This is a genomic window from Noviherbaspirillum agri, from assembly GCF_054780595.1.
This window is the reverse complement of sequence record NZ_BAAGWA010000003.1, coordinates 61282-74700: the sequence shown is the minus strand read 5'-3', so window position 1 is coordinate 74700 and position 13419 is coordinate 61282. Positions and strand designations below refer to the sequence as shown.

At 60.1% G+C, this 13419-nt stretch carries 13 protein-coding genes; 11 read left to right on the top strand and 2 right to left on the bottom strand.

Features of this window, described 5'->3' with window-relative positions; genetic code table 11:
- Nucleotides 1–167 precede the first annotated feature (167 nt).
- Nucleotides 168–1625 carry an aminotransferase-like domain-containing protein gene (locus tag ACYVIA_RS05925; protein ID WP_460838888.1) on the top strand — a complete coding sequence of 486 codons (1458 nt, stop codon included), beginning with the start codon at nt 168–170 and terminating at the stop codon, nt 1623–1625.
- A 6-nt stretch (nt 1626–1631) separates the two neighbouring features.
- Here ACYVIA_RS05925 and ACYVIA_RS05920 read toward each other — a convergent pair whose 3' ends face one another.
- Both ACYVIA_RS05920 and ACYVIA_RS05915 read right to left on the bottom strand, forming a co-directional pair.
- Nucleotides 1632–3155: a YifB family Mg chelatase-like AAA ATPase gene (locus tag ACYVIA_RS05920; protein ID WP_460838886.1), complete on the bottom strand. Its 1524-nt coding sequence runs from the start codon at nt 3153–3155 to the stop codon at nt 1632–1634.
- A 3-nt stretch (nt 3156–3158) separates the two neighbouring features.
- Nucleotides 3159–3401, bottom strand: a complete 243-nt coding sequence (locus tag ACYVIA_RS05915; RefSeq protein ID WP_460838883.1) for an accessory factor UbiK family protein — start codon at nt 3399–3401, stop codon at nt 3159–3161.
- Between the two features lie 236 nt (nt 3402–3637).
- On the opposite strand from ACYVIA_RS05915, the gene ACYVIA_RS05910 reads away from it, so the two are divergent.
- The 10 genes from ACYVIA_RS05910 (at nt 3638) to metW (ending at nt 13346) form a co-directional block, all read left to right on the top strand.
- Complete coding sequence (locus ACYVIA_RS05910; RefSeq protein ID WP_460838881.1) at nt 3638–4384, top strand: TorF family putative porin; 747 nt, start codon at nt 3638–3640, stop codon at nt 4382–4384.
- Between the two features lie 17 nt (nt 4385–4401).
- On the top strand, nt 4402–4740 hold the full coding sequence (locus ACYVIA_RS05905) for a P-II family nitrogen regulator (RefSeq protein ID WP_460838879.1): 339 nt from the start codon (nt 4402–4404) through the stop codon (nt 4738–4740).
- 10 nt (nt 4741–4750) lie between these two features.
- Complete coding sequence (amt, locus tag ACYVIA_RS05900; protein ID WP_460838877.1) at nt 4751–6172, top strand: ammonium transporter; 1422 nt, start codon at nt 4751–4753, stop codon at nt 6170–6172.
- A gap of 245 nt (nt 6173–6417) precedes the next feature.
- Nucleotides 6418–7716: a glutamate--cysteine ligase gene (gene gshA / locus ACYVIA_RS05895; protein WP_460838876.1), complete on the top strand. Its 1299-nt coding sequence runs from the start codon at nt 6418–6420 to the stop codon at nt 7714–7716.
- Between the two features lie 11 nt (nt 7717–7727).
- A complete protein-coding gene (gene gshB, locus ACYVIA_RS05890) occupies nt 7728–8669 on the top strand; it encodes a glutathione synthase (RefSeq protein WP_460838873.1) in 942 nt (313 codons plus the stop codon).
- 123 nt (nt 8670–8792) lie between these two features.
- Entirely contained in the window at nt 8793–9200 is a 408-nt protein-coding gene (locus ACYVIA_RS05885; RefSeq protein WP_460838871.1) for a PTS sugar transporter subunit IIA, read from the top strand.
- Nucleotides 9201–9223: 23 nt separating this feature from the next.
- Nucleotides 9224–9493: an HPr family phosphocarrier protein gene (locus ACYVIA_RS05880; protein ID WP_460838869.1), complete on the top strand. Its 270-nt coding sequence runs from the start codon at nt 9224–9226 to the stop codon at nt 9491–9493.
- Between the two features lie 23 nt (nt 9494–9516).
- Nucleotides 9517–11262 carry a phosphoenolpyruvate--protein phosphotransferase gene (ptsP, locus tag ACYVIA_RS05875; protein ID WP_460838866.1) on the top strand — a complete coding sequence of 582 codons (1746 nt, stop codon included), beginning with the start codon at nt 9517–9519 and terminating at the stop codon, nt 11260–11262.
- Between the two features lie 327 nt (nt 11263–11589).
- Nucleotides 11590–12738: a homoserine O-succinyltransferase MetX gene (gene metX, locus ACYVIA_RS05870; RefSeq protein ID WP_460838863.1), complete on the top strand. Its 1149-nt coding sequence runs from the start codon at nt 11590–11592 to the stop codon at nt 12736–12738.
- Nucleotides 12735–13346 carry a methionine biosynthesis protein MetW gene (gene metW / locus ACYVIA_RS05865; RefSeq protein WP_460838861.1) on the top strand — a complete coding sequence of 204 codons (612 nt, stop codon included), beginning with the start codon at nt 12735–12737 and terminating at the stop codon, nt 13344–13346. Before metX ends, metW begins: the two co-directional genes overlap by 4 nt.
- Nucleotides 13347–13419: the final 73 nt, after the last annotated feature.

Here is a 13419-nt window from a genome sequence, read left to right as displayed (position 1 = left end):
GTCTTGATGAATGAAGATGTCTTCATGGTAGGAGTCAGGCAGATGGCAAAACAGACACAAGACACCTCAACCGGGGCCGGAACAGGATGGGAATGCACCATCTGTTATGGTTTGATTTTTTGATATCTATATCTGTTCGGTGCACAGTGAATAAGGGAACATGCGTCATGGACACGCAACCTCTTTATCGCCAAGTGGCGGATCACTATCTGTCAGCGATCCGGCTCGGCATGCTGCCGCAGGGCGAGCGCATGCCCTCTGTGCGCGCAATGATGCGTTTGCATGATGTCAGCCTGTCGACGGCGTTGCAGGCATGCCGCCAGCTGGAAAGCGAAGGATGGCTCGAGGCGCGCCCGCGCTCCGGCTATTTCGTGCGCCATCCCAAGCGGCTCGACATCCTGCCGGTGGAGGAGCCGAACCTGGCATTGCGCCCGGATCCCGCCCGGTATGTCGGCATTCATGCCCGCGTCTCCGAGTTCATTGCGCAGGGTCGCAGGCATCCGGTGCAATTCAACCTGTCCGGTGCGCGTGCCGCACCCGACCTGTATCCGTCCGAACAGCTCAGGAATGCTGCCATCCGTGCGCTACGGCGCAAGCCGGATCTGCTCGTGAGCGCCGGCGCGCCCGGCGGCAACGCCACTTTTCGTTCCGTCCTCAGCCGCCGCGCAATGGCAAGCGGATTGGTCGTGTCTCCCGATGACGTCACGATCACGCATGGCTGCATCGAAGCCTTGAACCTAGCCTTGCGTGCCGTTGCCGCGCCAGGCGATACGATTGCCGTCGAGTCGCCAACCTTTTACGGACTGCTGCAGATCCTGGAAAGCCTCGGCCTGCGTGCGCTGGAAATTCCCACGTCATCGGGAACCGGCATATCGGTCGATGCGCTCGAACTGGCACTGCAGGCCTATGCCAATATCAAGGCAGTGGTCGTCGTGCCGCACCTGCAAAACCCGCTGGGCAGCATCATGCCCGATGCGCACAAACAGCGGCTGGTGCAATTGTGCGAACGGCATGGCATTGCGCTGATCGAGGACGACACCTACAGCGAACTGGCTGACGGCGCGGCACCGCTTACTGCACTCAAGGCATGGGACCGCAGCGGCAACGTCATTTATTGCGCATCGCTGCACAAAATCCTCGCGCCCGGCATGCGCCTTGGCTGGATGTCCGCCGGACGCTGGCATGTACGCGTGGAGATGCTCAAGTACGCGCAAACCCGTGACAACGAAGAATGGCCGCAGATCGCAGCGGCGGAATACATGGCTTCTCCTGACTATGAACGCCATCTGCGTCGGTTGCGGTCAGCCCTGCGCGTCCAACGTGAACGCATGGCGGAGGCGATTGCCACGTACTTTCCGTTGGGGACGCGCCTCAGCATTCCGGCGGGAGGCTTGACGCTATGGATCGAGTTGCCGGAAAAGCTGCCGGCAACACAGGTGTTTGATGCGGCGATACGGGAAGGCATCCTGATTGCGCCCGGCGCGATGTTTTCCAACTCGAGCCGCTTTGACCATTTCATGCGCGTCAGCTGCGGCTGGCACTATACCGACGCGCTGGATGACGCGGTGCGCAGGCTTGGCCTGATTGCCAGTGAACTGTCGCGCGGGGTGATCGAGGCAGCATAACAGGCTTTAGTGTTCCCGCAGCGCCCTTCGATACTGGATTGCTTCGGCAACATGTGGCTGCGCGATGCTCGGCGCATCGGCGAGATCGGCGATGGTGCGTGCGACCTTCAATACACGATGGTAGGCACGTGCTGACCAGTTCAGGCGCGTCATTGCCGTACGCAGCAATTGTTCCGCTTGCTCATCCGGCTTGCAATGTATGTCGATTTCCGTGGTCGACAGTGCATGGTTACCCTTGCCTTGCCGCTTGTGCTGCCGATCAAATGCCCGCTCCACGCGTGCGGCAATCGCGCTGGACGGCTCGCCATTAGCCTGTTTCAGCAATTCTTCCTGGGGAAGTGCGCCGACCTGGATCTGCATGTCGATACGGTCGAGCAGCGGCCCGGAGATCTTGTCCTGATAGCGCGCGACGATGTCCGGCGTACAGCGGCATTTGTTGGCACTGTGGCCCAGATATCCGCAAGGACACGGGTTCATCGCGGCAATGAGCTGAAAGCGTGCAGGGAAGTCGGCCTGCCGGGCAGCACGCGAAATCGTAATATGTCCCGACTCCAGCGGTTCGCGCAACACTTCAAGCACTTTTCGGTCGAATTCCGGAAGTTCGTCGAGGAACAGGACACCACGATGGGCGAGTGAAATCTCTCCCGGGCGGGGTGTGCCGCCGCCACCCACCAGTGCCACACCGGAGGCGGTGTGATGCGGTGCGCGATATGGGCGCGCCTTCCAGCGCGAGATGGAGAAGCCCCCGTTCAAGGACTGCACTGCCGCCGACTCCAGTGCTTCCTCGTCGGTCATCGGTGGCAGGATGCCGGGAAAGCGCGCTGCCAGCATCGATTTTCCGGTGCCGGGCGGCCCGACCATCACCACACTGTGCCCGCCTGCTGCTGCGACCTCCAATGCGCGCTTTGCTTGCGCCTGGCCTTTGACGTCTGAAAAATCCGGATACACGGGGCGCGCTGCGTCGGCTTGCGCACGATGGCGCGCGAGACGTGCGTCGCTGTCGGTCGCCGCGAAGTGCGCACAAACCTGCAGCAGCGAATCGGCGGGAAAAATTGCGGCATCGCGGACGAGTGCCGCCTCATCTGCGTTGGCACGCGGCAGGATGAATGCGCGCTGCTTGCCGGAAGCGTCCGCGGCACGGTGCATCGCGTAAGTCATCGCCAGCGCACCGCGAATCGGGCGCAGTTCGCCCGACAGGGACAGCTCGCCCGCGAACTCGTAGCGGTCGAGATCGTCCGCCGGCATCTGCCCGGAGGCAGCGAGGATGCCGAGCGCAATCGGCAAGTCAAAACGCCCGGACTCCTTCGGCAGGTCGGCGGGCGCGAGGTTGACGGTGATGCGGCGGGCGGGAAATTCGAATCGTGCGTTCTGCAACGCGGCGCGTACACGGTCCTTCGATTCCTTCACCTCGGTTTCCGGCAAACCAACGATGGTGAAGGAAGGCAGACCGTTTGCGAGATGCACTTCGACGGTCACTTCGGGCGCATGCATGCCGGCCAGCGCCCGACTCTTCAGGACCGCAAGACTCATCGATCAGGGTTTGCGCAGTTGCGCTTCGAGTTCGGCGACGCGGGCTTCGAGTGCTTCCAGCTTGGCGCGGGTCTTGGCCAGCACCTGTGCCTGTACGTCGAATTCTTCGCGGGTAACGAGATCAAGGCGGGAGAAGCCTTGCGTCAGCATAGCCTTGACGTTCTTCTCCATGTCTTTGGCGGGGGAGTTTTCAAGTGCCTGGCTGATCTTTGCCTGCAGGTCGTTAAAGAAGTTGTTGCGATCCATGATAGTCCTGAGTGAACGGCGCACATTGATGGTGCGAGCAGCACGCATGCGCCTCAGTGTGGTGCGTGCCTTGCGCTACATCACCGGAAACGGGCGCAAGGAATGTGCGCGTCTTGCCGAAATGGCAAAAATGATAACGCAAACGCACCGAAAAAAGGTGGCATGAGTCCTGCTAAACAGTTGGAAAAATGCAATTCGCCGCATTTTTTCAACCCAACACCATAAAAGGGAACGCCATGAAAAAAATGATTCTTGCTGCTGCCGTGTTCGCTGCCTTTTCATCGTCTGCTTTCGCACAGCAAGCGGCTGCGTCCGATCATACCTTTACCGGCAACCTGACGCTAGCGAGCGACTACCGCTTCCGCGGTATTTCCCAGACTTTCCGCAAGCCGACCATACAAGGCGGTTTCGACTATGCGCACAGCAGCGGTTTTTATGTCGGCAACTGGAACTCCAACGTCAGCGGCAACCAGTATCCGGATGGCGCCAGCCTCGAAATGGATTTTTACGGTGGCTACAAGTTTGAGCCGGCGCCGAGGCTGACGGCCGATGTCGGTCTGCTTAAGTACTACTACCCGGGAGCACGCATTGCCGGTGTGAAGCCGGATGCGCTTGAACTGTACGTGGGCGCAACCTACAAGTGGTTTTCAGCGAAGTACAGCCATGCGATCAGCGACGACTATTTCGGTTTCGAGAATGCGGACGGCTCCTATTACCTCGACCTGAATGCGAACTTCGAGGTCGCCGACAAGACCGTGCTGGGTTTTCATGCCGGCCGCCAGAAGTTCAAGAACTACGGCGACTACAGCTACACCGACTACAAGGTCAGCCTGTCGCGTGACTTCGGCTTTGCCACGCTGGGCGTGGCGCTCGTGGGCTCCAATGCGGACGAGGCGAGCTACACCTATACCAACACCAGCGGCAGCAAGTCCAAGGATGTCAGCAAGACAGCGGCGGTGCTCTCTCTATCCAAAACGTTCTGATCCATAAGAGGTTCGCAATGAAACTGGTTACTGCAATCATCAAGCCATTCAAGTTGGACGAAGTGCGCGAAGCGCTGTCGGAGATCGACGTGCAGGGCATTACCGTCACCGAGGTCAAGGGCTTTGGCCGCCAGAAGGGCCACACCGAGCTGTATCGCGGTGCCGAGTATGTGGTCGATTTCCTGCCCAAGACAAAGATCGAGGCCGCCGTGGACGACGCGATCGTCGAGCGCGTGATCGAGGCGATCGAGGGCGCGGCCCGCACCGGCAAGATCGGCGACGGCAAGATTTTCGTGTACGACCTGCAGCAGGTCATCCGCATCCGTACCGGCGAAACAGGCAAAGACGCACTCTGAGGAGACTTCCATGAAAAAACCATTTTCCCGCTTCCTGACGGCTGCGGCATTCATCTGCTCGGTCGGATTCCTGCAGCCGGTGCTTGCCGAAGATGCGCCGGTTGCTACCGTTACTGCCCAGGCTGAATCTGCGGCTCCCGCTGCGGAGGCTCCTCCGGCCGCGCCGACTGCGGTATCGGCCCCTGAAGCTGCCCCCGAGCCGGCGGCAGAGCCCAAGCTCGACAGCGGCGACACCGCCTGGATGCTGACCTCCACCATGCTGGTCATCCTGATGACCATTCCAGGGCTTGCGCTCTTCTATGGCGGCCTGGCGCGTTCGAAGAACATGCTGTCCGTGCTGATGCAGGTGTTCGTCATCTTCGCGCTCATCACGATCCTGTGGGCGATCTACGGCTATTCGCTGACGTTCTCCGGCGAAGGCAGCTTCTTCGGCGGTTTTGACAAGCTGTTCCTGAAGGGGATTGCTGCCGATACGATGTCGGGGGCGCTGCCTACGATCCCTGAGTTTGTGTTCGTGGCCTTCCAGTCGACCTTTGCTGCCATCACCTGCGCACTGATCGTCGGCTCCTTTGCCGAACGCATCCGGTTCTCGGCGGTGCTGCTGTTCTCCGTGGTCTGGTTCACCTTCAGCTACGTCCCGATGGCGCATATGGTGTGGGGCGGCGGACTGCTGGGCAAGGATGGCGCGCTCGACTTCGCCGGCGGAACCGTGGTGCACATCAATGCCGGTATCGCCGGCCTGGTTGGCGCCTACGTGGTCGGAAAGCGCATTGGCTTTGGCCGGGAAGCGCTTACGCCGCACAGCCTGACGCTGACCATGGTGGGTGCTTCACTGCTGTGGGTAGGCTGGTTCGGCTTCAACGCCGGTTCCGCCGGTGCTGCCAACGGTGTCGCCGGCCTGGCCTTCATCAACACCATTCTTGCAACCGGCGCGGCCACGCTGTCGTGGATTGCGGGTGAAGCTCTCTTCAAGGGCAAGGGCTCGATGCTGGGTGCCGCTTCCGGTGCGGTCGCGGGCTTGGTCGCCGTGACGCCAGCGGCCGGCTTCATCGGCCCGATGGGCTCCATCATCATCGGCTTGATCGCTGGCCTCGTCTGCCTGTGGGGTGTAGGCGGCCTGAAGAGGATGCTGGGTGCGGATGACGCATTTGATGTGTTCGGCGTCCATGGCCTGGGCGGCATCATCGGTGCGCTCCTGACCGCCGTGTTCGCGGCGCCCAGCCTGGGCGGCGTGCAAGGTGCCGATTACCTCATCGGCCATCAGTTGTGGGTGCAGCTGAAAAGCGTGCTGCTGACGATCGTATGGTCCGGCGTGGTGGCCTATGTCGCCTACAAGCTGGTGGATCTGGTGGTCGGTCTGCGCGTGCCGGAGGAGCAGGAACGCGAAGGCCTGGATATCACCAGCCATGGTGAGTCCGCCTATCACGCCTGATTGCTGTCTCCCGAGGGTTTTTGACGGCGCCTCTGCGGAGGCGCCGTTTTTTTTCGTGCCGCACTTTAAAATTGCCGAACCGCCCGGATATACATGCCTCATGGCACGGCCTGCTTCTTGTCAAATGTGAAACAGGTCCCGGATAACCCGATTCTTCAACAAGCATCTGCAGGCGCTCGACAGCGAATACCGTTAGAATCGGCAGCACTCCCTCTTGCAAAAATGCTTATACGGCAAAGGTTTATATGGTTCCCCACCTCGTCACGGCCCTGAATGGCCCGCTCCTCGACCTCGAAAAGAAAATGCTGGCCGCGACGCCGGCGATCGAACGCTGGTTCCGCCTCGAATGGCAGGAACACACCCCGCCGTTCTATTGTTCGGTGGATCTGCGCAATGCCGGTTTCAAGCTTGCGCCCGTCGATACCAATCTCTTCCCCGGCGGCTTCAACAACCTGTCGCCGGAAATGCTGCCACTGGCAGTGCAGGCCGCGATGGCCGCAATCGAAAAATATTGTCCCGATGCCAAGAACCTGCTGCTGATCCCGGAGCGCCACACGCGCAACACTTTCTACCTGCAGAACGTCGCGCGGCTGATGCAGATCTTCCGGCAGACCGGGCTTAATGTGCGGCTCGGCTCGCTGTCCGAGGACATCAAGGAGCCGACCCAGATCGACCTGCCCGACGGCAGCTCGTTGCTGCTCGAGCCGCTGGAGCGCATTGCGAACGGTCGCCGTGTCGGCCTGAAGAATTTCGACCCGTGCACGGTCCTGCTCAACAACGACCTGTCGTCCGGCATCCCGTCCATTCTCGAAAACCTGCATGAGCAGAACCTGCTGCCGCCGCTGCATGCCGGCTGGGCAGTGCGGCGCAAGACCAACCATTTCGCCGCCTATGATGAGGTGGTCAAGCGCTTCGCGAAGATGATCGACATCGACGGCTGGATGCTCAATCCGTATTTTGCCAAGTGCGGCCAGATCGACTTCCATGAACGCACTGGCGAGGAATGTCTTGCCTCGAATGTGGATATGCTGCTGACGAAGATCCGCAAGAAGTACAAGGAATACGGCATCAAGGAAAAACCTTTTGTCATCGTCAAGGCGGACGCCGGGACCTACGGTATGGGCATCATGACGGTCAAGGATGCGAGCGAAGTGAAGGACCTTAACCGCAAGCAGCGCAACAAGATGGCGGTGGTGAAGGAAGGCCTAGAAGTGAACGACGTGATCATCCAGGAGGGCGTGCACACGTTCGAGCAGATCAACGACAACGTGGCCGAGCCGGTGGTGTACATGATCGACCGCTATGTGGTCGGCGGTTTCTATCGCGTGCATGCCGAGCGCGGCATCGATGAGAACCTGAATTCGCCTGGCATGCATTTCGTGCCGCTCGCCTTCGCGCAGCAGCATGCGCTACCTGACCTGCAGGCGAAGCCCGGCACCGCGCCGCCGAATCGTTTCTACATGTACGGCGTGGTCGCACGCATGGCCTTGCTGGCAGCGTCGATCGAGCTGGAAAAGACGGATCCCAATCCTGAAATTTACTGAGGGGCGGACGCATGAAATTCGCCTTTCTTGCCGATCCTCTTGATCAGTTCAAGACCTACAAGGACACGACCTACGCAATGATGGCCGAGGCGGCGAAGCGCGGCCACGAAGTCTACGCGTTCCAGCAGAAGCACATGGCATTCCATGAAGGAACGGTGGTTGCCAACGCTGAGCGGATCACGCTGACCGGTGACGCCGACGACTGGTATCGCGCCGAAGCACCGATGGCGATGCAGCTGAGCGAGTTTGACGCGGTGATGGTGCGCAAGGATCCGCCGTTCAACATGGAGTACATCTACCTGACGTATCTGCTGGAGGTGGCGGAAACCCAGGGCGCGCGCATCTTCAACCGGCCGCAAGCCATTCGCAGTCATAACGAAAAACTCGCCATCGCGCAGTTTCCGCAGTTTACGGCCCCGACACTGGTGACTAGCGACGAGTCCCGCGTGCGCGCCTTCCACCGCGAGCACAAGGACATCATCCTCAAGCCGCTGGACGGCATGGGTGGTGCCGGCATTTTCCGCGTGAAGGAAGAGGGCCTGAACCTGGGCTCCATCGTCGAGACGCTGACCGAAAACGGTCGGCATACGATCATGGTGCAGCGTTTCATCCCCGAGATCACCGAGGGTGACAAGCGCATCCTGCTGATCGGTGGAAAGGTGGTGCCGTACAGCCTGGCGCGAATTCCGCAGGGTGGGGAAGTGCGCGGCAACCTCGCCGTCGGCGGCCTCGGCGTGGCACAGCCGTTGTCCGATCGTGACCGTGAAATCGGCGAGGGGCTTGCAGCACTTCTTTTGTCGCGGGGCCTATTGCTGGTAGGATTGGACGTTATCGGGGATTATTTGACGGAAATAAATGTCACCAGTCCGACCTGCTTCCAAGAGATCGCCCAACAGACAGGCTTCAATGTGGCCGGCATGTTCATTGATGCGCTTGAGCAGCAGTGTCAGTGATTTTCTTGCACTCGTCATGCCGCACGCCGTGCATGGCGATGGCGGCAACCGGTTTTGCTCCGGATCCTCGCGCATATTCACCAGAGTCGGCGGTGGCGTCGACCAGTTTAGGCCGGGGCTAGCATGATTGGTATTCTCCTCTTGACGCACGAACCGCTGGGCGCTGCATTCATTGAAGCGGCCACGCATGTGTTTCGTGCCCGGCCGGAGAGAATGGAGGCAATCGACGTGCGCGCCGACCAGGATACCGCCGAAGTCAACCGTCTTGCGCAAGAGGCCATTGAGCGGCTGGATGATGGCACCGGCGTGCTCGTCATCACTGACGTTATGGGTGGCACGCCTTCCAACTGTACGCTGTGCCTCAGCAACCCGGGACGCATCGATGTAATCGCCGGTATCAGCCTGCCGATGTTGCTGCGCGCGCTTACCTATCGCAATGACACGCTCGATGTAGTCGTCGAAATGGCCTTGGCCGGCGGCCAGAGCGGCGCTGTCCGGGTGGACAACCGCGTGCGGCTTTCCCCGACCTGAAAACCAGAACTAGAAACACAGACATGATTCAACAGGAAATTGAAATCATCAACAAGCTTGGGTTGCATGCACGTGCATCGGCCAAGTTGACGCAGCTCGCCGCAAAATTCCAGAGCGAAGTGTGGATGACCCGGAACGCGCGCCGCGTCAATGCCAAGTCCATCATGGGCGTGATGATGCTGGCCGCCGGCAAGGGATCCAAAGTCCTTCTCGAGACCAATGGCGCCGACGAGCAGGCATGCTTTGACGCGATCGCCGAGCTGATCCAGAATAAATTCGGCGAAGGCGAGTAGGACATACACGTTCTGACACCGCAATGGCCTCCTTCACGCTCCACGGTATCCCGGTCTCACGCGGCATCGCCATCGGCCGCGCGCACCTGCTCGCGCCGGCCGCGCTCGACGTCAAGCATTACCTGATTCCGCAAGAACAGGTGGAGGCGGAAGTGCAGCGCCTGCAAAAGGCGATTGCCACTGTTCACAAGGAACTGCAGACCATCTGGAATGAATTGCCGAAGGACGCTCCGGCCGAGCTCGGCGCGTTCATCGACGTGCATGCACTGATCCTCTCCGACCCGATGCTGTCGGAGGTGCCGCTCGATATCATCCGCAACCGCTACTACAACGCCGAATGGGCGCTCGTGACGCAGATCGACGAGCTGTCGGCGCAGTTTGACGAGATTGAGGATGCCTACCTGCGTGAGCGCAAGAGCGACATCCAGCAAGTCGGCGAGCGGGTATTGAAGGCCTTGACCGGCAGTGCACTGAATGTGCCGGGTGAGTCGGAAGAGTCCGCGGGCCGCATGATTGTTGTCGCGCACGACATCTCGCCGGCAGACATGCTGCAGTTCAAGGATCGCGCGTTCGGTGGTTTTGTCACCGACCTCGGCGGGCAGAACTCGCACACCGCCATCGTCGCCCGCAGCCTCGATATCCCTGCCGTGGTCGGCATGTATAACGCATCGGCGCTGATCGAGCAGGATGACTGGGTCATCATCGATGGCGATGCCGGTGTCGTGATCGTCGACCCGACGCCGAATGTGCTTGAGCAGTACCGCGAACGGCAGGCGCGCCTGCTGCGCGAACGCAAGAAGCTCGGCAAGCTGAAGAAAACGCCGGCTGTTACGCGCGACGGCACGGAAGTGACGCTGCTGGCGAACATCGAGTTGCCCGACGACTGTACCGGCGCACTCGATGCCGGGGCAGTGGGCGTAGGCCTGTTCCGGTCCGAATTCCTGTTCATGGGGCGGGCCGGTTACGTGCACAAGCTGCCGTCGGAAGACGAGCAGTTCGAGTCCTATCGCCAGGCAGTGGTCGCAATGAAGGGCAAGCCGGTGACGATCCGCACGCTCGATATCGGCGCAGACAAGCCGCTCGATGCGGCGGAGCAGACGGCGCTCAACCCGGCGCTGGGGCTGCGCGCGATCCGCTTCTGCCTGGCCGAGCCACAAATGTTCCTGGCGCAATTGCGCGCAATCCTGCGTGCGTCGGCCTACGGGCCGGTCAAGCTGTTGATCCCGATGCTCGCGCATGCGTTCGAAATCGACCAGACGCTGGCGATGATCGAGCAGGCCAAGACGCAGCTGCGCAACGCGAACAAGAAATTCGACCCGCTGATTCCCGTCGGCGCGATGATCGAAATCCCGGCGGCGGCATTGACTCTTCCGCTGTTCGTCAAACGGCTGGATTTCCTTTCCATCGGTACCAACGACCTGATTCAGTACACGCTGGCGATCGACCGTGCTGACCACGAGGTTGCGCACCTGTACAACCCGTTGCATCCCGCGATTCTGTACCTGCTCTCCAGCACGATTTCGATCGCGTCCAAGGCCGGTGTTCCGGTTGCCGTATGCGGCGAGATGGCAGGCGATACCAAACTGACCCGCCTGCTCCTCGGTATGGGGCTGCGCGAGTTTTCGATGCACCCGACCCAGATTCTTGCAGTCAAGCAAGAGATCCTGAACACGGATCTGCAAGCGATCACTCCGCAGGTAAGGAAGATACTTCGTACGATGGAACCCGCAGCAATCGTCGATGCCGTAGAGCAATTAAGGATTCTCTGACCTCGGCCATGCCGACGGCGATTGAGCGCTTTGGGTTACCAGATGCGCAATTGTGTGTTGAACGATTGACCAACTTGGGCATGTTCATGAAAAACAGTAGAAGGCAACGGCCGGAAGTTTGACGCACGGAACTGTCTTGGTTATTCTTATGCAATGCGCCGATTTGAAAATCAGCTTGCGGGCGCGTAATAAATACGGCTAAAGCGAGCTTGCCCATAAGCCCTGTATTAGCCCGACGAGCCAACGCTTTCGGGCTTTTTTGTTTTTGGCGTATCGGAAATCCCGCCGGATGGCGGAGTATGGACGGTGCGCGTTTTTTGGACCGCTATGTCATCACTTGGAATCGTCGTCCCGCAATCGATGCATTTCGCGGAGCCGCTGCCCCTCAGTAGCGGCGCTTCGCTGTCCGACTACACCTTAATGTATGAAACATACGGCACGCTCAATGCCGACAAGTCGAATGCTGTGCTGATTTGCCATGCACTCAATGCGTCGCACCACGTTGCCGGTATGTACGAGCGGGCGGACGGCAGCAAAAATGTGGGTTGGTGGGACAACATGGTCGGTCCGGGCAAACCGGTCGATACTGATCGTTTTTTCGTCATCGGCGTCAACAATCCCGGCTCCTGTTTCGGCTCGACCGGCCCGATGCATACCAACCCGGCCACCGGCAAGCCGTACGGCGCAGACTTCCCCGTGGTGACGGTGGAAGACTGGGTGCGCGCGCAGGCGCGCCTTGCCGATGCGCTCGGCATCCAGCAGTTTGCTGCGGTGATGGGCGGCTCGCTTGGCGGCATGCAGGCACTGTCGTGGAGCATGTTGTTCCCGGAGCGCTTGCGTCACTGCGTTGTGATTGCGTCCACGCCGAAGCTGTCGGCGCAGAACATTGCGTTCAATGACGTCGCACGGCAGGCGATCCTGACCGATCCCGACTTCCATGGCGGTCATTATTACGAGCATGGCGTCGTGCCCAAGCGCGGGCTGCGCGTGGCACGCATGGTCGGCCACATCACCTACCTGTCCGACGACAGCATGGCCGAGAAATTCGGCCGGGGGCTGCGCAACGGCGATTACCAGTTTGGCTACGGCATCGACTTCGAGATCGAATCCTACTTGCGCTATCAGGGCGACAAGTTCTCGGAATACTTTGACGCCAACACGTATCTCTTGATTACCAAGGCGCTCGACTACTTTGATCCGGCGCGTGAACATGGCGACGACCTGACGAAGGCGCTGGCCGATACCAAGGCCGATTTCCTGCTGGCGTCCTTCACGACGGACTGGCGCTTCTCGCCGGAGCGCAGCCGCGAGATCGTGCAGGCACTGGTCAACAACAAGCGCCGCGTGACCTATGCGGAGATTGACGCGCCGCACGGCCACGACGCTTTCCTGCTGGAGGATCCGCGTTACATGAATGTCGTACGCGCCTATTACAACCGCGTCTGGCAAGGCATCAGCCAAGGAGGCCGGGCATGAATTTCCGTGAATTGAGCACCCTGCGTCCCGACCTCGCCTTCATCGCGCACTGGGTGCGCAACCGTTCGGAAGTGCTGGACCTCGGCTGCGGCGACGGCGTGATGCTCGAGTATTTGCAGTCGGATAAGCAGTGCCTCGGCTATGGCGTCGAGATTGACGACGACAAGATCCCGCTGTGCGTAAACCGTGGCGTCGCCGTGATCCAGCAAGACCTGGAATCGGGACTGGCGATGTTTGCCGACAATGCCTTCGACATGGTGTTGTGCCTGTCCGCCCTGCAGATGATGAAGAATGTTGAAGGCGTGCTGTGCGACATTGCCCGCGTGGGGCGCGAAGCCATCGTGTCTTTCCCCAATTTCGCCTACTGGCCGCATCGCATTGCGTTGCTGCGCGGGCGCATGCCGGTATCGAAATCGCTGCCATACGAGTGGTACGACACACCCAACCTGCGGTGCGCGACGATCAAGGATTTTGAGGAACTTGCCAATAAAGCGGGACTCGAAGTGCTCGAATGCATCGCCTTGCACGAAGGAAAGCCCGTATCATTTTTGCCGAACTGGCGTGGCAGTCTCGCGGTGTTCCGGCTGCGCAAAAAGATTGCAGCATAAAGTTGTTGTTGCGACATGCAAAGCGGGAATCCGATAGCCGGTTCCGGCCTGCAGGTGCACACGATATGGATTG

Coding starts and splice junctions, on each gene's coding strand:
- metW (WP_460838861.1), top strand. CDS start 12,735: ATGAATTTCCGTGAATTGAGCACCCTGCGTCCCGACCTCGCCTTCATC.
- gshB (WP_460838873.1), top strand. CDS start 7,728: ATGAAATTCGCCTTTCTTGCCGATCCTCTTGATCAGTTCAAGACCTAC.
- ACYVIA_RS05885 (WP_460838871.1), top strand. CDS start 8,793: ATGATTGGTATTCTCCTCTTGACGCACGAACCGCTGGGCGCTGCATTC.
- ptsP (WP_460838866.1), top strand. CDS start 9,517: ATGGCCTCCTTCACGCTCCACGGTATCCCGGTCTCACGCGGCATCGCC.
- ACYVIA_RS05910 (WP_460838881.1), top strand. CDS start 3,638: ATGAAAAAAATGATTCTTGCTGCTGCCGTGTTCGCTGCCTTTTCATCG.
- ACYVIA_RS05905 (WP_460838879.1), top strand. CDS start 4,402: ATGAAACTGGTTACTGCAATCATCAAGCCATTCAAGTTGGACGAAGTG.
- ACYVIA_RS05920 (WP_460838886.1), bottom strand. CDS start 3,155: ATGAGTCTTGCGGTCCTGAAGAGTCGGGCGCTGGCCGGCATGCATGCG.
- gshA (WP_460838876.1), top strand. CDS start 6,418: ATGGTTCCCCACCTCGTCACGGCCCTGAATGGCCCGCTCCTCGACCTC.
- ACYVIA_RS05915 (WP_460838883.1), bottom strand. CDS start 3,401: ATGGATCGCAACAACTTCTTTAACGACCTGCAGGCAAAGATCAGCCAG.
- ACYVIA_RS05880 (WP_460838869.1), top strand. CDS start 9,224: ATGATTCAACAGGAAATTGAAATCATCAACAAGCTTGGGTTGCATGCA.
- amt (WP_460838877.1), top strand. CDS start 4,751: ATGAAAAAACCATTTTCCCGCTTCCTGACGGCTGCGGCATTCATCTGC.
- ACYVIA_RS05925 (WP_460838888.1), top strand. CDS start 168: ATGGACACGCAACCTCTTTATCGCCAAGTGGCGGATCACTATCTGTCA.
- metX (WP_460838863.1), top strand. CDS start 11,590: ATGTCATCACTTGGAATCGTCGTCCCGCAATCGATGCATTTCGCGGAG.